At 37.0% G+C, this 26524-nt stretch carries 18 protein-coding genes; 3 read left to right on the forward strand and 15 right to left on the reverse strand.

From position 1 onward, the window contains the following. Nucleotides 1-181: 181 nt before the first annotated feature. The 9 genes from V5N67_RS02460 to thiC form a co-directional block, all read right to left on the reverse strand. A complete protein-coding gene (locus V5N67_RS02460; RefSeq protein ID WP_332060325.1) occupies nucleotides 182-2512 on the reverse strand; it encodes an ATP-binding protein in 2331 nt (776 codons plus the stop codon). Nucleotides 2513-2782: 270 nt separating this feature from the next. Beyond that, nucleotides 2783-5410 (reverse strand): aminopeptidase N, encoded by a 2628-nt coding sequence (pepN, locus tag V5N67_RS02465; protein ID WP_332060326.1) that lies wholly within the window; start codon nucleotides 5408-5410, stop codon nucleotides 2783-2785. Between the two features lie 78 nt (nucleotides 5411-5488). Then, entirely contained in the window at nucleotides 5489-6316 is an 828-nt protein-coding gene (locus V5N67_RS02470; RefSeq protein ID WP_332060327.1) for a uracil-DNA glycosylase, read from the reverse strand. A 137-nt stretch (nucleotides 6317-6453) separates the two neighbouring features. Then, entirely contained in the window at nucleotides 6454-7209 is a 756-nt protein-coding gene (locus V5N67_RS02475; RefSeq protein ID WP_332060328.1) for a hydroxymethylpyrimidine/phosphomethylpyrimidine kinase, read from the reverse strand. Further along, nucleotides 7200-7805 carry a thiamine phosphate synthase gene (locus V5N67_RS02480; RefSeq protein WP_332060329.1) on the reverse strand — a complete coding sequence of 202 codons (606 nt, stop codon included), beginning with the start codon at nucleotides 7803-7805 and terminating at the stop codon, nucleotides 7200-7202. The genes V5N67_RS02475 and V5N67_RS02480 overlap by 10 nt, the downstream gene beginning before the upstream one ends. Continuing rightward, the gene (locus V5N67_RS02485) at nucleotides 7802-8575 is read right to left on the reverse strand and encodes a thiazole synthase (RefSeq protein ID WP_332060330.1); all 774 of its coding nucleotides are present in this window, start codon (nucleotides 8573-8575) and stop codon (nucleotides 7802-7804) included. The genes V5N67_RS02480 and V5N67_RS02485 overlap by 4 nt, the downstream gene beginning before the upstream one ends. 3 nt (nucleotides 8576-8578) lie before the next feature. Beyond that, nucleotides 8579-8776 (reverse strand): sulfur carrier protein ThiS, encoded by a 198-nt coding sequence (thiS, locus tag V5N67_RS02490; protein ID WP_332060331.1) that lies wholly within the window; start codon nucleotides 8774-8776, stop codon nucleotides 8579-8581. A gap of 3 nt (nucleotides 8777-8779) precedes the next feature. Continuing rightward, complete coding sequence (thiO, locus tag V5N67_RS02495; protein WP_332060332.1) at nucleotides 8780-9730, reverse strand: glycine oxidase ThiO; 951 nt, start codon at nucleotides 9728-9730, stop codon at nucleotides 8780-8782. Next, nucleotides 9727-11559: a phosphomethylpyrimidine synthase ThiC gene (gene thiC / locus V5N67_RS02500; RefSeq protein WP_332060333.1), complete on the reverse strand. Its 1833-nt coding sequence runs from the start codon at nucleotides 11557-11559 to the stop codon at nucleotides 9727-9729. The genes thiO and thiC overlap by 4 nt, the downstream gene beginning before the upstream one ends. Nucleotides 11560-14353: 2794 nt before the next feature. Here thiC and bgtC point away from each other — a divergent pair. Next, nucleotides 14354-15331 carry a gene transfer agent tail collar protein BgtC gene (bgtC, locus tag V5N67_RS02505; protein WP_332060334.1) on the forward strand — a complete coding sequence of 326 codons (978 nt, stop codon included), beginning with the start codon at nucleotides 14354-14356 and terminating at the stop codon, nucleotides 15329-15331. A gap of 505 nt (nucleotides 15332-15836) precedes the next feature. On the opposite strand, the gene V5N67_RS02510 is transcribed toward bgtC, so the two are convergent. From V5N67_RS02510 to V5N67_RS02530, 5 genes are all read right to left on the reverse strand, one after another. Next, nucleotides 15837-16631 carry a heme ABC transporter ATP-binding protein gene (locus V5N67_RS02510; protein WP_332060335.1) on the reverse strand — a complete coding sequence of 265 codons (795 nt, stop codon included), beginning with the start codon at nucleotides 16629-16631 and terminating at the stop codon, nucleotides 15837-15839. After that, the gene (locus V5N67_RS02515) at nucleotides 16628-17728 is read right to left on the reverse strand and encodes a FecCD family ABC transporter permease (protein WP_332060336.1); all 1101 of its coding nucleotides are present in this window, start codon (nucleotides 17726-17728) and stop codon (nucleotides 16628-16630) included. Before V5N67_RS02515 ends, V5N67_RS02510 begins: the two co-directional genes overlap by 4 nt. A 5-nt stretch (nucleotides 17729-17733) precedes the next feature. Further along, nucleotides 17734-18636 (reverse strand): heme/hemin ABC transporter substrate-binding protein, encoded by a 903-nt coding sequence (locus tag V5N67_RS02520; protein ID WP_332060337.1) that lies wholly within the window; start codon nucleotides 18634-18636, stop codon nucleotides 17734-17736. Between the two features lie 21 nt (nucleotides 18637-18657). Further along, nucleotides 18658-19695 carry a hemin-degrading factor gene (locus V5N67_RS02525; protein ID WP_332060338.1) on the reverse strand — a complete coding sequence of 346 codons (1038 nt, stop codon included), beginning with the start codon at nucleotides 19693-19695 and terminating at the stop codon, nucleotides 18658-18660. A gap of 277 nt (nucleotides 19696-19972) precedes the next feature. After that, nucleotides 19973-22168 carry a TonB-dependent hemoglobin/transferrin/lactoferrin family receptor gene (locus tag V5N67_RS02530; RefSeq protein WP_332060339.1) on the reverse strand — a complete coding sequence of 732 codons (2196 nt, stop codon included), beginning with the start codon at nucleotides 22166-22168 and terminating at the stop codon, nucleotides 19973-19975. A gap of 245 nt (nucleotides 22169-22413) precedes the next feature. Here V5N67_RS02530 and V5N67_RS02535 point away from each other — a divergent pair, with 245 nt between their 5' ends. Beyond that, nucleotides 22414-23196, forward strand: coding sequence for a TonB family protein (locus V5N67_RS02535; protein WP_332060340.1), 783 nt, complete (start codon nucleotides 22414-22416; stop codon nucleotides 23194-23196). A 95-nt stretch (nucleotides 23197-23291) separates the two neighbouring features. Here V5N67_RS02535 and V5N67_RS02540 read toward each other — a convergent pair whose 3' ends face one another. Further along, the gene (locus tag V5N67_RS02540; RefSeq protein WP_332060341.1) at nucleotides 23292-25379 is read right to left on the reverse strand and encodes a lytic transglycosylase domain-containing protein; all 2088 of its coding nucleotides are present in this window, start codon (nucleotides 25377-25379) and stop codon (nucleotides 23292-23294) included. Between the two features lie 249 nt (nucleotides 25380-25628). Between V5N67_RS02540 and dapA the strand changes: the two genes are divergently transcribed. Continuing rightward, complete coding sequence (dapA, locus tag V5N67_RS02545) at nucleotides 25629-26513, forward strand: 4-hydroxy-tetrahydrodipicolinate synthase (protein ID WP_332060342.1); 885 nt, start codon at nucleotides 25629-25631, stop codon at nucleotides 26511-26513. The last annotated feature ends 11 nt before the right edge of the window (nucleotides 26514-26524 follow it).

Consider the following 26524-nt stretch of genomic DNA (forward strand, 5'->3'; position numbering starts at 1 on the left):
TTTTTTTCTGCTTTCGTGTGTAATAATATATTGGCACTGCAAGAAGTGATGTATATGTTAAGCAAAAATTTGATATAATGTTATATTTAAAAGTATGCCAAACTGAGTATAGTTGCGAGTCCTTTTTGGGGGACATCAATAGTAAAAAATGTCATTGCAGTAAGAATGGTGCTTTATTTTTTTAAGGTTTATTTTGTTGAATTGGCATTGTAATGATCACAGTTGTACCTTTCATTTCTTGAGAGGTAATTTCAAGTCTTCCTTTGTGTAACTCCAATAGAGAACGTGAGATAGCCAATCCAAGGCCAGAGCCAGTATGTGTTTTAGTAAATTGATTTTCAACTTGTTCAAAAGGTTGCCCTAGTTTTTTGATTGCTGATTGAGGAATACCAACACCTGTATCTTTAATTTTAAAAACAAGGTTATTTTTTTTCTGGAAAGCGCAGACATCAATATTACCACCAGAAGGTGTAAATTTAACAGCATTAGAGATGAGGTTAAGGAAAATCTGTCTCATAGCACGGCAATCAACTTCGGCGTGCAGTTCTGGAGCAATATTAGTTGTAACAGAAATATTTTTTTCCTGAGCTTGCGGTGTCAGTGTTCGTACTGCTTCACTGATGATAGGTTCGAGATCGATATTTTTACAATCAAGGGTAAATCTTCCAGCTTCAATTTTAGACATATCAAGGATATCATTGATAAGGGTTAGAAGATGGGTTCCTGAATTATAAATATCATGCATATATTCTTTATAGCGTTGTGAGCCAAGAGGACCAAAGGTGGATTGCAACATGATGTCTGAAAATCCGAGAATAGCATTAAGTGGAGTGCGTAATTCATGTGACATATTGGCTAAAAATTCTGATTTAGCTTTGTTAGCGCTTTCTGCCCGCTCTTTTTCTGCTTTAAGACTTTTATTCAGTTTTTCAACTTCTGTTGCACGTTGCTGGGCATTTCCTCGTGCTCGTTTGAGTTCTTGAATGAAAGAAAAAAGGCGTCTTTCACTGTCCTCAAATTTTTCTTGTTGTTGTTTAAGCTCAGAAATGTCTGTACCAGTGCAAACAAGTCCTCCATCTTGTGTGCGTCGTTCATTAATTTTGAGCCAACAGCCATCTGCAGTTTGACGAATACTGGTTAAATTACCAAGACCATCATCTTTGAGAGGATATTCATTGATTGCAGGGCGAGCCATAGCTTCGACTGTTGCACGTTCGATGCCTGATTGTAGAACCTGTTTAGGAATAGCTGCATATTCACAAAATTTGCTGTTGGACATGACTAAGCGTCCTTCTGAATCCCACAATACAAAAGATTCTGAAATGTTTTCAATAGCATCACGGATACGAAGGTCTGCTTGTGCTGTTTGTTCAGCTAATTGGCGCTGTTCACTAATATCGAAAGAAATTCCAACCAAGTGAGGCTCTTCTTCTTCAGTAACTTCGGCACGAATGCGCATCCATACATAATGACCATCGGCGTGACGCATGGGAACGTTAATATCAATGTGCTTTTTTTTACCGTTCATTAATTCTTGTGCAAGATCAAAAAAATTTGCATCATTTGGGTCAATAATCGCGGTAATCTGGGAAATTGATAACAGTGCATCTTGAGGCACATAACCGAGCATTTCATACATTGCCCGCGACCAATAGACGCGTCCATTCGCCATATTCCAATCCCAAAGCCCACAACGTCCACGCATCATTGCCATATCAATGCGGTTTTGAATTTTTTCTGAAATTATATCTGTATTGCGTGCTCGTATAATCTGATTGTAATAAGCATAAAGGAGAGCCAAAATAACACCAGTAGTTCCTATAAACAAAGTCATGTTTAATGAGAAAATTCTTTGCCATTCTGCGTAGGTGTGTTGTATTTTTTCACTGACGAATACGCCATATTGTCCATTTTTTGTCTGACTAAATGAAGCAAAAGCAGGGTCATCATTCCCTATTGTGATTTGCATTGTACCAGCATGTCGTCCAAGAGATTGTAGAACAGTACTCTCAGAAGTAAAATCTTGTAAGGGTTTTCCTAAAATTATTTCTGAGCTGGATGATGCGAGGACGTTACCTTTTTGATCTACTATAGCGATAACAGTGCTGGTATTAATAAGACCTTGATTATAAAAATCGATAAGAATATTTTGCAAATGACCATGAGGAAGAACAGCGGCTTTTCCTTTCGGAGTGGTAGCAAGTAAGTCATGATCAATTATACTGGTAATGTGAGTAGCTAAGAGAGTGATTGTAGAGCGCGTATTTTTATCAATTGTATGACGCCAGTCATAAGCGAGCATGAAGCGAACTGCTGCTAGCACAACAAGGAATATAACAATTATAATTGGGATAAAGCGTCGTAGCCAAGGTTCAATAAATAAAATCTTTTGATATGTTGAGCCAGAAAGCAGTAGGCTGATGTGCGCTGTTCGTGTTTTGCGATTTTGGTCCCTCGGTTCTGAGGCAGCATGCACTTCTGTTGGCGCATTATATGCGTCCAATTTAGCCATTTCTAATTCCTCTAGCTATGATAATAATGTGACTAAAACTGCTTTGGTATTTACAATACCTCCAATATGGACAGTGAATCAAAACAGGAGTCTTCTGTCCAGTCTTTTTTTTAGAAAAAGTAATTTTATCCTTATAAGTACGGTGCATAAAAAGAGATCCTCACACTGCCCATAAATAAGCTTTCATTTCCTATTTATGGGCTTAGCGTTATTGAAGATCTCGTCTATATTATTAAAAAAATAGTATAATATATTGATTATAAATATTTTTTAAGTAAGTATACGCTTAATTATATCTGTCACATCGCTTGACAGTTGAGGAGCCGCTGCGATTGCTTTTAATGCAGTTTCAAGTTTTTGTTGCCTAATAGGCTCTAATTGTCGCCAAGAGCGCATCATTGTTAGTAATCGCGAAGAAAGTTGTGGATTTTTTTTATCAATTTCTAAAATGATCTGGCAAAAAAAATGATAAGATGCACCATCAATTCTGTTAAAACCTGTTAAATTATTAGATGCAAAAATACCAATCAAGGCACGTACACGATTGGGGTTATCTTTTGAAAAAAGTGGATGTTGCGTGAGTTTTTGAACATTGTCAAGCGTTGATGCTCCCGCAACCATTGCTTGAATAGAAAACCATTTATCCATAACCAATGGGTCATGCCGATAACGATTTTCAAAATTATTTAAGGCATTTTGTGTTTCTTCACTTTCGTTAAAATGTCTCACTAAAATGGTTATACTAGCTATACGATCAGTCATATTATTAGCCATTGCGTACTGTATTGCAGCACGCTCTGGTGTGGCTTCAGCAATGGAAAGATAGTCTAATATAATATTCCGTAATGCTCGTTTTCCAGCTTGCACAGTGTTTGGTGAATAGGGATCTTCTATTTGCATCTGGGCATAAATTTTGGTTAAAAGCTCTTTATGGGTATGTGCGATAGAAGCTAAAAATTGATTGCGTACATGATGAATGCGATCTGGATCAATATTTTTACCGATTATGTGAGCAAGCTCAACTTCGCTAGGTAAACTTAAACAAAATGCGCGAAACTCAGGCTCAAGACTTTCATTTGTAATAATGGTTTCAATCAATTCTAGCAAAGTAGAGGGCATAGCATCTTTTGCGAGTGTTGTATCTTGGATGGCTTGAGTTAGGGCGTGCATCATCAAATGGTTAAGCGATTGCCAGCGATTGATTTGATTGCTATCATTTTTGGCAAGAAAAATAAGTTCACTTTCATTGAATGGGGTTTGCAGAGTGATAGGCGCAGAAAAATCTCTGAGAAGTGATAAAACAGGTTTTTCGCGTAGCCCCTTTAGTGTAAATGTTTGGTTTTCTTTGGAGAGAAGCATAATATCTGATTGAATATTCGTATCGGATTCATAAGTAAGGGGTTCTCCGTTGCTTCCTAAGAGGCCAAATGCGATAGGGATAAGCATAGGTTTTTTTATATTTTGCTGCGGTGTTGCTGGCACATATTGCTTTGCATGAATTGTGAGAACACCATCGCTATAATGGCTGTCGATTTCCACATTAGGCGTGCCTGCTTGTTCATACCACAGCATGAATTGTGAAAAGTCTCGACCAGAGACTTCAGCAAAACAGGCGATAAAATCTTCAATTGTACAAGCTTGTCCATCATGACGTTCAAAATAGAGATCTATACCTTTACGAAACAAGACGGAGCCCAAAATAGTATGTACCATACGGACGATTTCTGCTCCTTTTTCATAGACAGTTGTGGTATAAAAATTGTTAATTTGACTATATTGACGAGGGCGTACAGGATGAGCGAGTGGTCCTGCATCTTCGGAAAATTGCGTAGCTTTCAGTGTTCTTATGTTTTCAATGCGTTGTAGACTGCGGACATTTTGATCTGAGGAAAATTCTTGATCGCGATAAACTGTTAGTCCTTCTTTTAAACAGAGCTGAAACCAATCACGGCAGGTAATACGATTACCAGTCCAATTATGGAAATACTCATGTGCAATGACACGTTCAATGTTTCTATAATCATGATCGGTTGCTGTTTCAGGGTCTGCAAGAACATATTTATCATTAAAAATATTGAGCCCTTTATTTTCCATTGCGCCCATATTAAAGTCGGAAACAGCGACAATATTGAAAACATCGAGGTCATATTCACGTCCAAAATGCTGCTCATCCCAATGCATGGAACGTTTGAGCGCATCCATTGCATAAATTGCTCGTTCAGTTTTCCCCTTTTCTACATAAATGCTAAGTGTGATCTTTCGACCAGACATAGTGGTAAAATGGTCTTCCAGTTTATCAAGATTTCCACCAACTAAAGCAAAGAGATAAGATGGTTTTGGATGAGGATCTTCCCAAATGGCAAAATGACGATTTTCATCAAGAACTCCTATTTTTACAAGGTTACCATTGGAAAGCAAGATAGGGGTTGCCTGAGAATCTGCTTCAATTTTTACTGTATAGGTGGAAAGTACGTCTGGGCGGTCGTAAAAATAAGTGATACGACGAAACCCTTCTGCTTCGCATTGTGTACAATAAACACCGTTTGAAAGATAGAGTCCCATGAGTTGACGGTTACTCTCAGGATTAATTTCTGTGACCAATTGTAATGTAAAAGGAGCTATTGGTGGAGTTGTAATTTCGAGATGTGAAGGAGTGCTTTTATAAGCGTCTTTGGCCAGTGTTTCACCATTAATAGCAACAGAAATTAATGTAAGATTATCACCAGAAAGTACAAGAGGCGTTATCTCTTTTGTGTTTTGACGTGCTTCAATGAATAATGTTGCTGTTACATGGGTTTTTGTTGGTTCTAAACGAAAGTAAAGCTCTGTTTTAGGGATAGCATAGGGGGTTGGTTGGTAATCTTCTAAATGATAAATAGGCGTTGTTAGTTGTTCCATAATTTTTCCTAACTATATTCAAGATTATAAATGCTCAAAAAAGTAATTTATATTTTTAAGTAAAGTAATATTAAAGAACTATGATAGATTATTTAAGTAATTTTTAACTTCTAAAAAATCCATCCATGTGAGCTTTTTTTGACTGGGCGTTCGTAAAAGATAAGCAGGGTGAAAGGTAGGCATGACAGGTATTTTTACTTCATTTTCTCCTATATAGGTGAGCCACTTTCCCCTTGTTCGGATAATTCCGTTTTGAGTTCCAGTAAGAAACTGTGTAGCAACTCCTCCTAGTGCTATAAGGACACGAGGGTTAGCGAGTTGAATATGTCGTTCAACAAAAGGACGACATAAGGCAACTTCTCTTGGTGTTGGTGTGCGATTTCCTGGTGGACGCCATGGAATAGTATTGGTTATATAAACATTTTGTCTTGTGAGTCCGATTGACGCTAGTATTTTATTAAGCAATATACCTGCTTTCCCTACGAAGGGGATACCTTGTATATCTTCTTCTCGTCCTGGTGCTTCTCCAATGAGCATCAGTGGGCTTCCTGCTGTTCCATCTGCAAAACAGGTATTCTTTGCTGTCAGTTTTAATGAGCAGCCATTAAAAGCGAGGAGAGCAGATTTTAATTCATTAAGTGTATGAGTATTTTTTGCTATCTCTACAGCTGAGAGTGTATGTTGTGTGATATCAGAGTGAGGCAGTGGAGATTCACGCTGTTTGATGGTTGGTGGTACTCGTTGGTGATGAGAAGTATCAATTATCTGCTTTAACTTTTTTTCTGAAAAAACAGTTTGATCAAAGCGGTTAATGGGTGCATCAGTCAGCACACCATCAGCACCACTTTCTTTATAGAAGTTTAGAAGTTCTTCATATGAGATTGAGTATTGAGGTTGGTTTGACATTGTGTGTTTTCTGATAATCTATTCATTAACGAATAAACCAGATAAAATTATTCTTCAAGCTTTATGACGTTTTCATTGTTAACCTCTATATAAGAACGTTGACAAAACATGGGTATTAGGAGTGACGTAATGTTAATTTAGCGCTCTTCACAATGGTTTAAAAATAATGTGTGAGTGTATGCTTTTGCTTTTTTTACGGCTGAAATTATAGATTCATTGAATGCTAAGTGTACTGCAATAGCACTTGATAGGATGCAACCTGTTCCACGCATTGTTCCTGCTAAGCGTGGAGCAGAAATATTTATTATATTATTTTTGTCAATTAAGCTATCGGTTGCAAGAGAACCATTTGCATGCCCACCTTTTATCAATATATAACGCGGACCAAATGACAAAAGTTTTTTTGCTTGTTCTATTGCTTCTTTATGATGAAATGCTAATGAATTTTGGCTGAGAAGGGCGAGTTCTTCTATATTAGGTGTTAAAAGATCAATGTAGGGAAGCAATTTATTAATCATAGTTTCTATGATTGTTTCCGTTGTTAGTTTCCCTCCTGATGAGGCAACAAGTACAGGATCAAAAATAACTGGAATATGAGGATAATCTTTTAGAACATTACAGATTTCTTCTATAATTTCTTGTGTTCCTGTCATACCAATTTTTATTGCGCTTATTGAATGAGCTTCTAGGGCTACACGCATTTGCGCGGCGACAAACTTTCCATTCATTGGAACAATTTCAACAACGCGACGATCATCTTGTACATTAACGCAGGTAATTGCTAAATTTGCTTTTATTTGAAAATATGTTGCTGTTTCTATATCACGAACAATTCCAGCTCCTCCTGTTGGATCAGTTCCTGCAATGATAAGAATAGAAGGCATTAACGCCATGTTTGTGTTACCTTTATCCACTGCTGGACACGTTCTTCAGGTTTTTTATGGAGGATAACATCTGTCACAACAGCAGCACTATTTGCTCCTGCTTTTAAAACATCGACGGCGCGTTCTGGTGTTAAACCACCAATGCCAACTAAAGGTAAAGAACCAATTCGTTTTCTCCATTGCTTAATTTTTTCTAGCCCTTGCGGCATCCATTTCATTTTTTTTAAGATTGTTGGATAAATAGGACCAAGTGCAATATACTCAGGATTAACAGATATTGCGTTATCTAATTCATGTTCATCGTGTGTGCTAAGACCAAGTTTTATACCGTTTTTACGAATTGCAGGAAGATCAGCATTTTGTAAATCTTCTTGCCCTAAATGAATAAAGTTGCATTTTTCATCAATTGCTATCGTCCAATGATCATTGATAATCAATTGTGTTCCCAATTTATCACATATATTTTTTGCTCGTTTGATATGTTGACTGATCATTCTGGGAGTTTCATTTTTTATACGCAATTGCACGAGTTTGACTCCAAGAGGAACTAAACGTTCAACCCAATCAGCATTATCAACGATGAGATAAAATGGATCCAGTTTCATGAAAATACTGCTTTTCCAATGATTGGTGTTGAAGGAACAGCTACATTGCGTGCTTCAAGAATGCCTGCTTTATATCCCATATGTCCTGCTTGAACAGCTTTAGAAAATGCTTCAGCCATTAAGACAGGATCATTTGCTTTAGCAACTGCTGTGTTAAGGAGTACTGCATCATAACCGAGTTCCATAGCAATGGTAGCATGCGATGGGCGACCAATACCAGCATCAATAACAAGGGTAATATCAGGAAGGTAAGCGCGAATAGAGCGCAACCCATCAGTATTATGAGGGCCTTTGGCAGATCCAATAGGAGCGCACCAAGGCATAATGACACGACAGCCAACGTCTACGAGCTTTTCAGCCACAATGAGATCATCTGTTGTATAGGCAAAGACTTTAAAACCTTCATTGTTTAAAATTTTTGCTGCCTCTATTAAGGAAAAAACATTTGGTTGTAAGGTATCTGGATTTCCGATAACTTCAAGTTTAATCCAAGTAGTTTTAAAAAGGTCTCGTGCTAATTGAGCAGTTATCACAGCTTCTTTAACAGTGTAACAACCCGCGGTATTGGGAAGTACTGTTACATTAAGTTCTGTAAGAAATTGCCAAAATTGGCCGCTTTGTTTTCCTCCTGCGGTTTCTCGGCGCAATGAGGCAGTCACAATTTCTGTACCAGATTTATGAATAGCATCACGAAGAACTGCTGGTGAAGGATATTGAGCTGTGCCTAACATAAGACGAGAAAAAAATGTACGTCCATAAAGATTCAGCATAGTTTAGCCTCCTTGCATTGGGCTTAAAATTTCAATTTTATCTCCTTCATGTAAGATAAATCGGTTTCGTGCATCTATGGGAATAACTTCAGTGTTAACAGCAGTTGCTAGCCAGTTTCCTTCATAACCCAGTTCTTCAAGCAATAAATTGAGATAGACGATCTCTGTTTGGATTGCTTCACCATTGACAAATATCTGCATGCTTTACTCCAATGCCAATTTTATTGCTTGTTTTGCCATTTCTGGAGATAAAAGAAAACCATGTCTGTAAAATCCATTCACAAAAATATGATTACCATATTTATGCACATAAGGGAAGTTATCAGGATAGCACGGTCGTATACCAACACCAGTTTCGATAATTTCTGCTTCGGCAAAAGCCGGATGTAAGGTGTAGGCAGCGTTGAGTAATTCCATCATTGATCTTGCTGAGATGGCACCATTGAAATCACTTTCAATCATTGTAGCGCCAATCATGAAAATGTTATCTTGTCGAGGTACAATGTAAAGTGGGATACGTGGGTGGAGAAGGCGAATTGGCCGAGAAATTTTAATATCTGTACTCCGTACTAGCAGCATTTCACCGCGTACACCCCGTATATTTTTATCTTTTCCTAAACGTGCTATTCCTGTCGCGTCAATAACAATATCAAAATTTGTTTCAGATATTTCTGTACCAACAAAAGATGTTCCATTCTTTATGAGGTTTTCTTTTAAAGTAATAAGCGCTTTGCGAGGATCAATATGCGCTTCATTTTCATAAAAGAGCGCACAGTTAAAACGTTCTGAGAGATCTGGTTCAAGGCGTGTTATTTCTGCACTATTTATCATTTTGTGATTATGTGTGCGCACTGAAAATCGTTCAAGCTCAACCATATCTCGTATAGGTGCAACAACTAAAGTGCCTTTTTGTATTACGAGATTAGGAAGGGTTTTGCGCCACCATTGTATGGCTTGTATACCAAGATCTTCAACAATTTGTTCAGTATTTTCTCTTTCACAATAAGGCGCGAGCATTCCTCCTGCATACCAACTAGCAGTTCCTACAGGAGAGTGAGGAGGAGACGATATAGTAACAGAAATGCCTTTTTGTTGTAGCATAAAAGCGACTGTTAAACCGCCTACACCTGCACCTTTGATAAGAATACTCTTCAACTGTTTACTATCTCTTTTTCAGTAGGAATAGCTTCTATATAAAGATCACCATTCTTTTGATATTTTTCGGCCATAGCAACCATACCTTCATCTTTTGTTTTTTTTGCTGCTGCGTCACGAATATCATGAGAAATGCGCATGGAACAGAACTTTGGTCCACACATAGAACAAAAATGCACCAATTTATGGGCCTCTTTAGGCATTGTTTCATCATGAAAAGTGCAGGCTGTTTCTGGATCAAGAGAGAGGTTAAATTGGTCATACCATCGAAAGTCAAATCGTGCACGCGATAGAGCATCATCACGCAGTTGTGCTCTGGGTAAACCTTTAGCAAGATCTGCAGCATGAGCAGCAATTTTATAAGTGATCACGCCAGTTTTGACGTCATTTTTATCAGGAAGTCCTAAATGTTCTTTAGGTGTTACATAGCATAACATAGCAGTTCCAAACCACCCAATCATAGCGGCACCAATTGCTGATGTGATATGATCATATCCAGGAGCTATATCGGTTGTAAGGGGCCCTAAAGTATAAAAAGGTGCTTCATGGCAAAGATCTAATTGTTTGTCCATATTTTCTTTAATTTTATGCATCGGTACATGACCGGGCCCTTCAATCATAACCTGTACATCTTTTTCCCAAGCAATTTTTGTTAATTCTCCCAAAGTCTTAAGTTCGGCAAATTGAGCCTCATCATTGGCATCTGCAATGGAACCTGGACGCAGCCCATCCCCTAATGAAAGAGAGATATCATACATGCGTGCAATATCACAAATTTCATCAAAATGCTCATATAAAAAACTTTCTTTGTGATGATGCAGACACCATTTTGCCATAATAGAACCACCTCGTGAAACGATACCTGTTGTACGATCAATGGTCAAAGGAATAAAAGGTAATCTTAGTCCTGCATGAATGGTAAAATAATCAACACCCTGTTCTGCTTGTTCAATGAGAGTATCACGGAAAATATCCCATGTTAAGTTTTCAGCGACACCCTGTACTTTTTCGAGCGCTTGATAAATTGGAACGGTTCCAATGGGAACTGGGGAATTTCGAATAATCCATTCACGAATGTTATGAATTCCTCGACCTGTTGAGAGATCCATAACTGTATCTGCTCCCCAGCGAATGGCCCAAACCATTTTATCAACTTCTTCTTCCATAGATGAAGTAACTGCTGAATTGCCAATATTCGCATTAATTTTAACACGAAAATTACGCCCAATAATCATTGGTTCGCATTCTGGATGATTAATATTTTGTGGAATAATGGCACGTCCGCAGGCAATTTCATTGCGAACAAATTCTGCAGTGTAAATTTCTGGAATTGATCCATCAAATACTTCACCTGATTGCATTTTTTTCTGGTCTTGTATTGCTAGTCCTTCATTTTCTCGTATAGCAACATATTCCATTTCTGCAGTAATAATGCCTGCGCGTGCATAAGCCATCTGTGTAATTGATTTACCACTTTTGGCTCGTAAAATAACCCGTTTTTGTTCAAAGGTTGGTGTGGAGTTTTTATCATGGGCGAATCCATTATCTTCAGGTTTTACTGTTCGTGCAGGATAAGGTTCAGTATCAGCACGTTTAGAGAGCCAAGATGAGCTAATGGCGGGCAAGCCTTTTGTAATATCAATGACCATATCTTTGTCGGTGTAGGGACCAGAAGTGTCATAGATATTTAAAGGTTTTTCACCACTACCATCTGCCAATGAAATTTCACGAAATGGTACGCGCACATCAGAAAAGAGAGGGCTCTGTTGATAAATTTTGCGTGAAGCGGGAAAGGGATTGCAATTGATTGATGAAGTATTTTTTTGCACAAATTTTTTCCTTATAGCCACAGAGTTCAAAAACAGGTTGTGATGTTAACGAGGATGTATTGAAATTATCAATTTTACATATGCTTGAGTTCGGCGGCACATGTAATGCTGCTTTTACACAAGAACGCATTTGGTAAATGCTCAAGAAATTTTATTGAAAAAACCAATGCAAAATTTTTAAGAATATTTGCATTATACCCCCCTTAAAGCACTTTTATTAGCGTATACATGGTTGGCTTAAATACTTATATTGTCAATCGCAAAGATACATTTTTAACGATTTTAGTAAGTTTTTTTAAAAATTAAAGTGTGTATTATGATAGGCAATTTTCTATAAGATTGAAGATATAGTGATAATAAAATAGTAAAATCAATAATTTATTTTAACAAAGAGAGATTTGAATCTTGTTGCTTCTCTTAAATTTTTGCACCTCATTTTTCACTTTTTTATAGCTTTCTAATTGATTCGGTAACGAATTTTTGCAGCTAATACTCCTTGTTTATATGAAATTTGTGTGAAAAAATGCTATATTATCCTTCTACTGATCTAAAAAATGTTTTGAGTTATGAAACTGTTGTACCTACATTTATATTGCGTATTTTACTGAAAAAATTTTTAATTTTTGTGCTGATTTTTTGATATCTTTATTAGGTTGCACATCTTACAAAATTTAGAACAAAGCTTTCTTTTAAATAGGTGGGCGCATAGCTGTAAAAAATTTATGGTATTGTAAAAGCAATGTTCACTTTTTTGCAAGAAGAGATAAGATACATAGAGGATGATTTAGTTGCTTCTTTTGCTTTTTGAAACAACGATTTATAACCAAAATATCATCAAAGTATCAGGAGCTAATAAAGTAACGGTTGTTATTATGAATCAATATGCAGAAATTTAAAATGCCAAAATAAATCTGATTAAAATAGGACAGATATGATGGCAGTGATCTGGTCATGAGTGCAAAAAAGACAAAAATAATAAAAAGGCGATGATCAAAGTTGTTAAGCAAATGGAGAAGAAATATGGTGACAGTAGTTAGATCTTTTACCTTTAAAATAGGTGCTTAAGTTTTTGACTGCTTATTTATCGTTGTTTGTTAAGAAAAAATCTTATCTTTTTTAGTGATGGGAAAGAGGAGTGATGCTATTAAAGCGTATCGAAAAATGAACGGACGATACAACAAATTTAAATGATCTTGAAGTTTATTAATTTGGGGAAAAAAGCGGATAGTGTGTGCATGTGGCTTACGGTGTTCTTGCTTGGGGAAGATAAGGTATCTTATTAATGTGGCTGCTTTACAAGGCTAAAGATATGGTATGGAAGGAGTATTCAGCATTATTCTTTATGTCCGTTAATTTCAGAATCGCTTTGTTGAAACTGCTTTGGAAGAAGAGGTTAAATAAGCAATTAAAAGTTATGACTTTTAAAAAGGCTTATTATAAAGTTGATAAATCACTGATTAAGTCGCTAAATGATCGCATAATATCTCGATATTCTGGTATTGATTAGCAATATTGCAAGTGTTAAATTAATTAGGTGTGCTTTTTGTTGTTGGTTTGATAAGATAGAGCTGTAATTGAAGCGGTGTGGCAAGCATATTTTTCAATATTACATGAGAAAATGGAATGCTAATAACTTAAGAGCTTTTCAAAAGGCACTTATTGTTCTTGCAAAAAAATTCTACATATAATAAAATATATAGACTAATAGTTGTACTGAATGGGGGCAAGCAGTTACAGCGAGATAATTTTAAAAGGCTGAGTGTGTCCTTTACACACAAAGAGGGGCAGCGTTAGATGAGCGGGTTGTCAGCTCGCGTAAATCAAGTACATCTCTTATATGTTCTTCAAGCTTGGTGGAGAGAGCGTATTGCATTGTTAGCAGTTAGTACGTCATTCTCATATTAAGTCAGGGGAGGGAAAAATTCTATTGTATTGAAAGATGTCATCTTTGATGATGCATTGAATGAGGGAGAGAAAGCATTCAAAAAGGATGCTTGTGTTGATTTTGTGCGGACATGTTTAGGAACAGGCTTAACAAAAAAAGGTATGCGTAAAAAAATCATTTGCGTGCAGACTAAAAATACGGCAGGCAGAATAAAAAACAAGAGAAAATCCTCTTAGTTTTTTTGGCACAGAAAATTATCATCAAAAATAGTAATCCATTTTTGATGAGAGTAAAGCAAATAACTTGTAAAATTTTTTCGATTACAGATCAAAACATCAAAGTTATTGCGCAATTTCAAAGCACATAGGTAGCATATAAATAAAAGGCGTAAAAATTGCTTTGGGACAATTAAAAGACGCTAAAAATGCTAAAAAATACAAGTGGTCTTATAATGTTCAGTAGCCTTTTGTTAAATTAATAAGCGATTATATTCAACGTTGATTATATTGAACTCATAGTAAGGAATTTTATGAACAATATTTATAATTTATAACAAGAGAGGGATCAAAATGTACAGCACAATGACTACAGTGAGGCAGTGATAAAGCGAGCAAAACTAAATAAGATTATTACATTGCAAGTGAAAAATTGGTATTAAGTTCATTAAAAAATATGTGGTGGACTTAGTTTATTGAATTCGAAAGGAGCGAAAAATAAAATCAATTAAACGCGAATAGTACATACAATAGTAAATAGTATATATCAAACCAATAATAGTAAGATGACTTTCACAATTTAGTACATATTTACAAATTTAACGCTGTGAGTTGATTATCAAGAAGGTAATTGGTTGCTTCTTGGGTAGCGAAAAATTACGAAAAAATTATTGAAAAAAAAGGGGTGGATGTAATGTCTGATATTTATGATTGGTCGCTAACGGCTGATGAAAATGCAAATTCAGATAGTATCATTAATTGGGCAGAAGGACAGCCGCCTAGTTCTGTTAATGATAGTGCGCGGGCAATGATGCAGCGTGTGCGTGAGTATCTTGCAGATAGTGGTGGTTCTATTGATTCAAAGTTTGTTGTGAATGCAGAAGATAAAACAACATCAATTACGCTGACAACGGTTTCGCCTATAGTAAAATACAAGAATGATATCATTATACGTTTTAAAGCGTGTGGCGTAAATATTGGTACGACAACAGTAACCGTTAATAATATAGGAGAGAAGCTTATCTATAAAGCGACAGATACAGGTGTTACACCATTAGAAGGTGGTGAGCTACAAACAGATGCTATTTATGAAATGGTATATAATAAAGATATTTCAGTGAAAGATCGTGATGGCTGGTATTTATTAAATCCCACACCTCTTCCACCACCAAAGATAGAGATCTTTCCTTGTGGGTTCATTGCTACATTTGCTATGCAAAAGGTACCCAGTGGTTGGCTTTTATGTGATGGTACAGCTTATAAGCGTGAAGATTATCCGCAGTTATTTAAGGCAATAGGTGAACAATGGGGGAAAGATAGTGATACAACCTTTAAAGTTCCCGATTTTAGAGGGATGTTTTTGCGTGGCTTTGATGATGGTCGTGGTTTAGACCAAAATAGAAATTTTGCAGATATGCAAAAAGATAGCATAAAGTCGCATACGCATGCTTGCACCATTGAGGAGGCAGGCGAGCATACGCACAGATTTCCGCATCGTGGTAAAGAGGTTGGTAGTGACAGAGTTGGTCATGGTTCAGGTTTTGTTTCTATATTGTTCCTTGATGTAACAAAACCTGCAGGTATACACACGCATAAAGCAACCATTTCTTCAACGGGTGGGACAGAAACACGCCCTGTTAATGCAACGGTTGTTTATGCCATAAAATCATGAGGCTTTATTGTGTGGTAAATAATTGTTTTCCGTTGGATGATAATATTCCTGATGTAGAGTAAATCCAAGTTATTTTTTATGTGAATAATAAATAATTGACGTGTTACTGATGTATTTGAGAGTATCAAAAATGATATTTGAATAATTTTTTAGTCAGTAATTTTAGGTATTTATTACCTCAATTTATCACAAAAAATATTACAAAAAAATAGTTGAAAGTTATTTGTTTTTTTGCGTGTAACAATATGAAGAAAATTGATAAAAGTTATTGGTCATTTGTTACTAAGTGATTTGTTGTAAGGTTGAAGGTGCGTTTTTTAGAACGTGTGAATATATAAAATTTTCAATATGGGGCAAAAGAAATAGCATATTTGTAATATGTAATGTTGCCCCATAGAAAAAAGTACCATTTAAAACAACTTTTTTGAGTGTTCTTCGTGCTTTATTTTGCCGTACAGTCTGATTTTTTGATTTAATCAAGCAGATTGTTGAAAAATCACTAATTTTATAGGGAGGATGCTGTTTGCGGCAAAATAAAAGGTGTGTCTGTTTTTGGCAATTCAGAAACGGCTAAAGAACAATGATAGGCATCACGTAGGTTTTGTGTTGTCAAAACGGTAGAGGCACTTCCTTCACAATAAATCTCTCCCTGTTTTAACAATATTATTTTATCTGCATAATGTGCGGCAAGATTAAGATCATGAAGAACAGCAAGAACACCACCACCACGACGTGCAAAATTTTTTGCAATATCCATAACAACAAGCTGATGTTGAATGTCAAGATTAGCAATAGGCTCATCTAATATCATCCAACGAGGGACTCCATTATAAACGGGTTCCCAGATTTGGCAAAGTACACGGGCAAGCTGTACTCTAGCTTGTTCTCCACCTGATAATTGATGATAATATCGATCGCTATATTCAGCTAACCCAACATGTTCTAAAGCTTTTTGGGGAAGGGTTTGTAATTCAGTTTTTGTGGTGGTGAATCTGTTTACGGAGATACCAAGTTCCACCACTTCATGAACTAAAAATGGAAATGCTAATGTTGTTGATTGCGGTAGCACTGCACGCATTATTGCCATTTCATAAGCTTTTGTTTGTGTAACTTCGTAACCGTTTAGAGTTATTTTTCCACTGTAGGGAATTTCTCCACTTAGTGCTTTAATAAAAGTACTTTTTCCAGATCCATTAGGGCCAATAATGACAGTGAGAGCACCACTTTTAGCTTGGAGATCAATACGATTAAGAATCTGCTTTTTTCCACGTCGAACATAAATATTAATTGCCTCAATCATGAAAAGTGTGTCCCCCGCTTACATATAAGTATCCAAAGAAAAAAAGGAGAGCCAAAGAGCGCTGTAACAATTCCAATAGGCAATTCTGCGGGGGCGACAATTAAACGTGCAAATGTGTCGGCAAAAATAAGTAATGCCGCTCCTAAGAGAGCTGAACAGGGGATAAGATAACGATGATCGGGGCCAATGAGTTGACGTAAAATATGTGGAACAACAATACCAATAAAGCCAATCCCACCACTGACAGCGACTGCGCTCCCACACATAAGTGCAACAAGGAAAATAGCAATATTTTTAACCCGTTGAATATGAAACCCAATATGGCTAGCCACAGCTTCTCCAAGGGTAAGGGCATTAAGAGCCCGTGATAAAAAAGGAGAAAAAAGAAGACCAGCGCAGATAAAAGGAAAAACAAGCCAAACCTTTAACCATGTTGCACCTGCAAGAGAGCCAAGATTCCAAAAGGTAATGTCACGTAATTGTTGGTCATTTGCAATAAAAATTAACATTCCGATAATAGCACTACTTAAAGCACCAAGGGCAATACCTGCAAGAAGCATTGTTGCAATAGAGGTACAATTATGACGTGTTGCTATTGTATAAAGGATAATTGTTGATAAAAGTCCGCCTAAAAAGGAGCCTATGATAACTTTGTAAGACTCTAGAAAAGGTGCAAGTGAAACAGGAAAGGTAATACCGACAACAATTGCTAAAATAGCTCCAAGACCTGCACCTGCTGATACACCTACAATTCCAGGGTCTGCAAGAGGGTTACGGAAAAGCCCTTGCATAAGAACACCAGAGACAGCTAAAGACGCTCCAACCAACAACCCCAAAATAATACGAGGAAGCCTTATATCAATAAATATGAGGTAATCACGAGTTTTACTGCTTACTGAAAAATCTTGCGTAAGCATCACATGAAGGAGATTAATAAAAGAAACGTTTGATGCGCCATTTAAAAGTCCACCAAAAACACTGAAGATAAGAAACATTATTAAGCTTAATAATAAAATTTTTCCCAAGTGTGCACGGTTTATTTTTTTACTTTCTTTTATTTCAGGTATATGCGTTATGGGTGTATTATTATCGATCATTTTGATCAGCTCTTATCTTTTTGATTGATACCATAAAGTATATTAATAACCTCTTTTGATGCATTTGCAGTGCGCGGACCAAATCCTAAAAGATACATGACATCCATCTGTTTAATGGCATGATTTTTTGCTGCAGTTGTTGCTTGAATTGCTGGTATGGCTAAAATTGCATCAATATTAACAGGTTTGCCACCATATTTAGCAAGTAGAATAACATCAGGATTTATTTTTAATAACGCTTCATTATTTAAAAGTTTGTATCCTTTATAATCGGAGACAGCGTTAATACCACCTGAAAGTTTTATCATGCCATCGGCGGCTGTATCTGTTCCAGACGCCATAACACGTCCATTCTGTACAGATAAAATAAAAAGGACACGCTTTGGTTGTGGTATTTTTGCTAAAAGAGCATCGTTATCCATAAAATCACGATTCACTTTTTCAATCAATGCAGCTGCCTGCATTTCTCGATGAATAGCCTTTCCAACAAGACGAATTTTTTCTATTACATTTTCACGAGAATAATCTTCTGGCACAATCACTATGGGGATCGATGTTTTTTTGAGAATATCAATTGTTGAAGGAGGCCCACTTCCTTCAATAAGCAATATGCCTTCTGGGGCAAGTGATAAAACACCCTCAGGTGAAAGAGTACGCATATACCCAAGCACAGGAAGTTTGAGTGCTTCTTGTGGATAGACACTTGTACTGTCACGGGCAATAAGCCTATCTTGGGCTCCTAATGCATAAACAATTTCTGTAAGTGCTCCACCAATGGAAACAATTCGAGCATTTTCAGGAAAATGCTCTGTAGGTTCAGCAATCACTTGTTTAGAAAAATAGAAAAAAGAAAGTAGTATACAAAAAAGAAAAAGGCTCGAAAATCTATGCAAAAGGGACGCAAACATATCCGATTTTACCTTCCTAGGTTATTGTTTTTCTTGTATTGGAGGTAAACTATTCAATAAAGAGCGCCAATCTTCACGTTCTTTTTGACCTTCTTTGCGCATACCAAAGAATTGAATAATCATCTCACCATTTTTATCGAAAACTTCAAGTGAACTTACATAGCCATCACTTGTAGGCTTACGAACACGCCATATACTATCCACACCAGAAACTAACAAATGCATGTGAAATTTTTGATCAAGAATATTCAGCCAAGATTCCATTTTTTTAATATTTTTTACTTGCCCACTGAAAATTTGGATACATCCTTTGTTGCCAACAAAGCACATAATTGGTATTTCCTGTTGTGCTACTTGATTGAGCATCATTTCAGCAGCTTCCTTTTTTAATTCATCAGCAAATTCATTTCCTACATATTTTACAGCATCATGTCGGTTAATTTTGAGTTCAGAAATAACCTTATGCAGCTGGTGAACATCGGTCATTTGTCGCCATGAATCCCTCAATTTTTCAACATCCATTTCTACCGTGGCACGTTGAGCTAAAGTAGGGGCGGGAAGTATATTAAGAACGGAAGATTGGTCTTCATGAAGCAATTTGTCAACAAGTTTAGCCCACTCTTCCATATTTGTTGTATCTTTAGGATAGAGTTTGAAAATAGCAGCGCCATATTGGTCAAAAAATTGCAGACTTTTCGTGGGCTTTTCAAGGATGATGGTGTCATATTCAAAACCAAATTTCCATTGTTTAGGAAAAATACGCAAGTCAATTTCACCAAGTGTAAAAGGAATATGCTGGCTTTGAAAAATTTTTTCAAAACATCCTGTTATTTCGTGAACAGCATGTTCATTGCGTGTCAACGCCATAACTGTCCCAAGTTTAGGAGCATTTTCTAAAAAAGTGGCAACATCAGCTTGCAGTCTTTTTGCTTTTCCAGTCGTACAGTAAGCAGCAATAAGTTCTGCTTCAGATATACCAATAGAGACTGCAAAATCACGATTAAGTATCTCTTTTTTTTCTTTATGCAGATTAATGATCTTCTCGGCTGTGTATAACATAGAGTGTACTTTCTTTATGCCACTAATTTGAGGGCTATTTTTTCAAATCTCACACCTAAAAGGCGAAAAGTTGAGCTATTATCAACTAATAGTTCAACCTATCACCAAATAAGCCATTACTATTAATACTAGGACGATCAAAAAACGATAAATCAGGAATAATTAAAGTCTTTATTTCAAATTTTTGTGCTTCAAAAAACAATGAAAACAAAAACATAACACTCTATTTTTTTATCGATATAATTTTTTCAATCAGTCCAAGAGTTAACAGAAGTAACTAAAATTTTTGCGTCAATGATATCTTAAAGTTCCGGCCAGGTTGGCTGTAATAATCTTTTGGTGTTGAACCTTTACTGCTAGGAAAATCTGATACAACCCAATATTTATCATTGAACAAATTATAAACGCCAGCTCTTATAACAGGTCCTCTTTCTCCCAATGGTTTCCACCAACCTGAAACATCGACAACCTTATATCCTGGAATTTTTTGGTATTCTGGATCTTTTTGAGCAACTTTGTCACGTTTAGCTGCTAAAGTAAACACCACATCTGTTCCCCAAACTTGCTTTGCATATCCTAATCCTATAACCGCCTTTAAAGGTGAAATTGAGTTAAGGTATTCACCTTTTTCGAGATCTTTTCCTTGCGAATAGGCAAGAGCAAAATTGCTACGGAAGCCATTATTAAGAACCAAATGCATTTTTGTTTCAACGCCTGAAATACGTACTCTTGAACGATTTACGTAATGTCGACGTGAAAGTCTAAATTCTTCTGATGGCCCTTTATCTATAGTATCTACGAAATCCTTATATTGATTAATAAAGGCATTGACAGAACCACCGAAATTTACATTTCCATACCGTATACCAACGTCATATCCATTGCTCGTCTCTGGCTTCAGATCTGGGTTCCCTTTTGAATAATAAAGAGAAGGTTTTGTATAGGAAAGATAGAGTTCTGAGACACGTGGTGCACGGAAAGCTTGCGCCCATTGAGCATAAAATGTCACGTGATTATAAGTATCAAACTCCATACGTAATTTAGGAGAAAAACGTGAGCCAGTTCTTTCTGAAGGATATTCTGCAGAACCTAATGTTTTCCCATAAGCGGCTGTTTTTTGAGGAATATGCTTGTACCAATCATAACGAATACCAGGTGTTAGACGGAAACGGTCATCTGCAAAGCCAATTTCATCTTCAAAGGCTAAACCAAAACTGTAACTATCCGTATCTGGTGATTCTGACCGATTAGCCGGCAAAAAAGCACACCCTCTTGCATTTTCTTCCAAATGACAATTGTCTTTACCTAATATATACTGATGAAATTTAGATGATAAAACATTTGTGGCAAGCTTAAATGTACTACTTACATTACCAATATTGACTTTTTTGAGAGCATTGGCATTTAAACCATAATTAGTGTTACGTATAAGATTATCTCTCAGATAGTCTCCTTTTGGTGGTGCAACACGATATCCATTAAAAATGTGATTATTAAACTGTTTTTGCCAATAAAGCTGTCCATGAAACGCATCAAAAATAGTATCTCCATTTCCGTTATAATCATAAGAAAGAGAGAGACGTTCACGACGTTTATTGTCTTTTTCATAAACAGAACCTGGATAATATCTCGCAGATGCATTTAATGAATGAGTGAGACTATTATAACCGAAGCGTTCCGCCGTAAAACTAAGACGATGGTTGTTATCAATGTATTGGTGAATTTTAAAAAGCAAATTAGTTTGATCAAAGTGGACAGGATTTTTACGCGTGCGTTCTCTATAGCCCTCTATTGTTCCCATATTCTTACGTTGATGACCTTCTGTACGAGATCCTTGAAAAAGCAAAAATGTTTGGGAATTTCGTACTGCAATAGCTTGATCTACGCGCCAACTGTCATCAACAGAATTATAACCACCTTTTATAAGACCACCCCAATTTTTTCCCTCAGTAATAAGGTCTTCAGGATTAAGGGTGCGTAAAGAAACAACTCCTCCTAGTGCACCAGATCCATAAAGACTAGAATCTGAACCTTGAATAATATCAATTGTGGAAAGTGCATTAAAGTCAAACGTTGTGTTTCCCGTTGCTTTTTCGAATGCTTGGCTGCGTACTATATCATCAAGCCACGGAAGAGTAATACCATCTATTGTTGTAAGAACACGCTCTGAATTTAAACCACGAATCACAAAACTGTTACTCTTTGGATTGTAAGTTATGGATGGATCAAGACGACTAATATCATAGGCATCAGTTATTTGTTTCTCATTAATATCTTTAGCGGTTTTACGATCTGTCAGAATAGTTACTGAATCTGACACATCTTTTATTTTCATTCCTTGAATAACGATTGGTTTTAGTTCAGTTACAGCACCTTTATCATTATTTTGTGCAAAAACGAATGAAGGTATATAAACTGAAAGCGCACCCAAAATTATATAGCTTTTATAGATATTTCTTCGTCTTATTCGCATAACGCATTATAACCTTTTCTTAAATACCCCCTCCATAGTTTGAAATTTACGCATAAAAAACACCTGCTTTGCCAATTACAAAGTAGCTAGCTAAACAGGAATGATTCGATATTTAATACAAAATCACGGAAAAACCATATTAAACATGACAAAATCAGTCAAGAAAAAAGTTGCAATTTTAAAATAGCCTGTTTTAATGAAGTTAAGCACCAAATATTAAGCCTAGCATAGCGGTGAGAAAAATTATGAATTTTGAAAAAACTAAACGATTATCAACTCTTTGGGTCGGTGCGTTTATTGGTGCTTTTTCTCTACATTTAGCATTGGGAGCGCAGTTTTATTTTCGCCGTGCTGGTGTAAGTAATGGCACGTTCTCGCCAACTATTATGCTAACTCTTGTGCAAGAGACTATACATCCAGATGTTGACACAGATTTATTGGATACCAACAGAGATTTGCCAGATGTCGATACCAGTTCAGAAGTATTGCAACCTGATGTTTCAGAGCAGGAGTCAGAGGTATCAGAATCAGATGATGAGGTTCAACCAGCAGAGCCTGAGCATATAGTAGAACAAAATGATTTGACAGTACCTCAGTCTTTGGAAAAGACTCTTCCCTCAAAAGAGGAGCACAAGGTACTTGTCAAAAAATCGATACCACAATCAAAGACTGTAGTAAAACAGCGTAGCGCAAAGGCAGTGCGTTCGTCCTCTGTGCGCTATGGTAGTAATGGGGCAGAGCTTGAGGATGCATTGTCAGTAGAGTGGCTGGCAAAGGTACAAGCACAATTAGAAAGACAGAGAAATTATGTTGCAAGACAGCGTACCAATCGTACAAAAGGAACGGTACAGTTAGAGTTTAGAGTGCGCGAACAGGGGAATATTTTTTCTAGCCGTATTGTACTCTCTGCTGGGGATCAAGAACTTGATCGATTGGCTATGGCAGCGCTGCAGCGTGTGGGTAGTTTTCCACCTCCACCAGCGTCAAAAGTGAATAAAATTATCAGAGTATCTTTAATCTTTAGCTAATTTTAGCATTGTTGGTTTTTATAATTGTGTCTTATGATTTTTGAGTAAGAGAAAAGAATAAAATATTCTTTCAGTGAAGAGAATCTTTATGGTTTCTATCTGCCAGAAACAAGGTCAGTTTTTATATCTGCCGTTCCAGTAAGTCTGGCTTTGTAAACTTCATAATTTTCCATAACACGCATCACATAATTACGTGTTTCTGCATAAGGGATGCGTTCAATCCAATCGATGACTTTATCGAGAGGTTTTCCTCTCGGATCACCGTAACGTCTTACCCATTCATGGGCGCGACGAGGACCTGCATTGTAACCGATAAGAGTTAATATGTAGGATCCGTTAAAATGTTCTAATTGTTCATCTAAAAAATGTACGCCTAATATAGTATTATAACTGGCATCATTGCCTAGTTTGTTCGGCAACCACGTGATTGAATGTTTTTTTGCAAGTGCTTTTGCTGTTGTTGGCAGTAATTGGAGCATGCCTTGTGCACCTGCTTGTGATAAAGCTGTTGGATTGAATTCACTTTCTTGGCGTGCAATAGCGTAGACAAGCGCTTTTTTTGTTGCAGAAATATTAGTAGATGTTGGAATAGCACCAATAGGGTGAGAAAGTGCACCGACATTTTTACCTTGAAAAACAGCCGTTTTTCCAATTTTAAGGCTAGTGTGATAGTCGCCATTTTTTTCTGCCATCACAGCCAGAAGAGCTAATTCGCCAGGACTTTCTATCTTTCTTCCGAGTTCTTTATAAAAAATTTTGGCGAAATTAGCATAGCCTGCTGCTTCGAGTCGTTGAATTACTTTAATGGCATTTCGCTCCTTAAAACGTTGTCGTTCGGCAGTCGTTGGTTTTGGATAAGAGATTTTTAGTTTTTTTTGGTTAAGCCGTGAAGCTGCTAATTGACCATAATATGTTGCACCAAAATGGGCAGCACGAAGGAAATACCGCTGAGCATTTTCATGTTCACCTAAAGTTTCTGCCGCTTGTCCCATCCAGTAATATCCACGGGATGCTGAGAGAGGCGCGGAAGATAATTGAGGAATACGTGCAAAATGGTGCATTGCTAATCTAGGGTTATGAAGAAATCTTAGTGCATACCATCCTGCGTGAAATTCAACATCGACAGCTAATGAAGATGTTATGCCAACATGCGTTGCAACGAGTTGATAAGCAATTTGAGGTTTATTTAAATCGAGCATTTCACGAGAAAGAGCACGTCGCATTATCCACCATGCATCAGGGTTAACAAGGCTTTGTGCATTTTGGGGCGTTTGCATCATGAGTGCTGCTGCTGCACTGTATTGTCCAGTTTGTCGAAGATAACGGATTTGAGCAAACTGTAAAAGAGGATCTTTTTTCCATGATCGTGCAGCAGCGCGTAATTTTTGTATAGCTCTAGGATCACTTTTTTTAACGGCAACAAAAGCGTTAAAAAGAGATTGAGCATGAGCTAATTTTGCAACTCGCTCAGCTGAAGTAATTCGATGTGCATAGAGCATAAATTGCATGCGCTTGAGATGATCAATAGGCTTTAATGCAGCACTTGCACTTTTTAAAATAAGCTCTTCTTCTTTGGCGTTAAGCTTTGCTTTATGCCACCATGGCGCAATGATTTGTCGTGCACTGGCGGTTTGTCCCGTTGCGATAAGTGCTTTAGCAAATGCAGCCATACCTTGTGCTGTGATAGGGGGGCGATGAGCAAATTTTTTGATGATTACATATGCGGAATGCGCTTCATTGATAAAAGCATGTTCAGCATTTTGTTGCATGGTAGCTATACCAGGCCATCCTTTGAGTTCATTAATAGCATTGAATATTTCAGCACTTGGGATGTTAGTTTGGTTTGATATACTGATAGCCCATGTCAAAATATGTCGATCAAGGCTATTTTTATTCATTGAATTACGAAGGGTTATTGTTTTTGCAATATCATTGTTTGCAAGTGCGTTTAAGCCAGCTTTAAGTTGATTAAGTGTACTGTTACTGTTGATCGTAGGCGTAATCTGCTTTAATGACTTCGTGGGTTTTTCTTTTACTATGACGGTGATAGGCCGCGCTAAAGGGATTGGCACTTTTTTGGGTAAAAGAACTGTTTGCGCAAGTGTATTTGAAGATAAAGTTGTTATTGCCAGTATAGGTACAGTAAAGGTTAATACAAAAAGAGGAGCAGAGAGCGTACGCATAGAAAAAAGACCTTGAGACCTTGTTTTTTATAAACACTCTACGATTTCTAAAGTGGAAGCGTGAAAAACGGGTTAATGTGTAGATAGTATTTTTAGGAAAGACTCTAAATTGAATGAGAATACGTGCTAACCTTGTGAGAGCTTTTGTGAAATTCATCTTGCTTCAACGATAGAGCAAGATTATGCTTTATCGTGGAAAGTTTGTAAAGGCGACTATTTTAATAAAGTTAACATTACAGGGAGTTTATCATGCTCAAGGGAGCCGTGACCGCGCTTATCACACCTTTTGATGAAAGTGGCGCTATTGATGAGAAAGCATTTTGCAAGTTTGTTGAGTGGCAGGTCACACAAGGTATCAATGGTGTAAGTCCTGTTGGTACCACAGGTGAATCGGCAACTTTAAGTCATGAAGAACATAAACGAATTATAGAATTATGTGTTGCACAAGTTGCTAAGCGTGTCCCTGTTATTGCTGGAGCGGGATCAAATAGTACAGGCGAAGCTGTAGAGCTTGCACAACACGCAGAGAAGGCAGGCGCAGATGTGGTTTTGGTTGTAACTCCCTATTATAATAAACCTAATCAGCGTGGTTTATATACGCATTTTTCCTCTATTGCGAAGGCTGTTTCTATCCCGATTGTGATTTATAATATTCCTGGGCGTTCTGTTATTGATATGGCTGTGGAAACTATAAGAGATCTTTGTCAGGACTTTAAAAATATCATTGGTGTTAAGGATGCGACAAGTAAAATTGAGCGTGTCAGTGAACAACGTGAAAAATGTGGCAAGGATTTTGTGCAGCTTTCTGGTGATGACTGTACAGCATTAGGTTTTAATGCACATGGAGGTGTAGGATGTATTTCGGTTTCATCTAATATTGCTCCAAAGCTTTGTGCAGAGCTCCACGCTGCTTGTTTGCGTGGTGATTATAAAACAGCATTAGAATTAAATGATCGTTTGATGCCTCTCAATCGTGCAGTGTTTATTGAACCAAATCCTTCGGGGATTAAGTATGCTGCTGCAAAAATGGGGCTTTGTGGTGAAACAGTTCGTTCTCCGATTGTTCCGTTAGCAGACAGTACAAAGAAGATTATTGATGCGGCTCTGCAACATGCAGGTCTTGTTAAAGAGTAAGATTTGATAAA

The sequence above is a fragment of the Bartonella rhinolophi genome, assembly GCF_036576165.1.
In the GTDB taxonomy this organism is placed as follows: domain Bacteria; phylum Pseudomonadota; class Alphaproteobacteria; order Rhizobiales; family Rhizobiaceae; genus Bartonella.

Coding starts and splice junctions, on each gene's coding strand:
- V5N67_RS02460 (WP_332060325.1), bottom strand. CDS start 2,512: ATGGCTAAATTGGACGCATATAATGCGCCAACAGAAGTGCATGCTGCC.
- pepN (WP_332060326.1), bottom strand. CDS start 5,410: ATGGAACAACTAACAACGCCTATTTATCATTTAGAAGATTACCAACCA.
- V5N67_RS02470 (WP_332060327.1), bottom strand. CDS start 6,316: ATGTCAAACCAACCTCAATACTCAATCTCATATGAAGAACTTCTAAAC.
- V5N67_RS02475 (WP_332060328.1), bottom strand. CDS start 7,209: ATGGCGTTAATGCCTTCTATTCTTATCATTGCAGGAACTGATCCAACA.
- V5N67_RS02480 (WP_332060329.1), bottom strand. CDS start 7,805: ATGAAACTGGATCCATTTTATCTCATCGTTGATAATGCTGATTGGGTT.
- V5N67_RS02485 (WP_332060330.1), bottom strand. CDS start 8,575: ATGCTGAATCTTTATGGACGTACATTTTTTTCTCGTCTTATGTTAGGC.
- thiS (WP_332060331.1), bottom strand. CDS start 8,776: ATGCAGATATTTGTCAATGGTGAAGCAATCCAAACAGAGATCGTCTAT.
- bgtC (WP_332060334.1), top strand. CDS start 14,354: ATGTCTGATATTTATGATTGGTCGCTAACGGCTGATGAAAATGCAAAT.
- V5N67_RS02510 (WP_332060335.1), bottom strand. CDS start 16,631: ATGATTGAGGCAATTAATATTTATGTTCGACGTGGAAAAAAGCAGATT.
- V5N67_RS02515 (WP_332060336.1), bottom strand. CDS start 17,728: ATGATCGATAATAATACACCCATAACGCATATACCTGAAATAAAAGAA.
- V5N67_RS02520 (WP_332060337.1), bottom strand. CDS start 18,636: ATGTTTGCGTCCCTTTTGCATAGATTTTCGAGCCTTTTTCTTTTTTGT.
- V5N67_RS02525 (WP_332060338.1), bottom strand. CDS start 19,695: ATGTTATACACAGCCGAGAAGATCATTAATCTGCATAAAGAAAAAAAA.
- V5N67_RS02530 (WP_332060339.1), bottom strand. CDS start 22,168: ATGCGAATAAGACGAAGAAATATCTATAAAAGCTATATAATTTTGGGT.
- V5N67_RS02535 (WP_332060340.1), top strand. CDS start 22,414: ATGAATTTTGAAAAAACTAAACGATTATCAACTCTTTGGGTCGGTGCG.
- V5N67_RS02540 (WP_332060341.1), bottom strand. CDS start 25,379: ATGCGTACGCTCTCTGCTCCTCTTTTTGTATTAACCTTTACTGTACCT.
- dapA (WP_332060342.1), top strand. CDS start 25,629: ATGCTCAAGGGAGCCGTGACCGCGCTTATCACACCTTTTGATGAAAGT.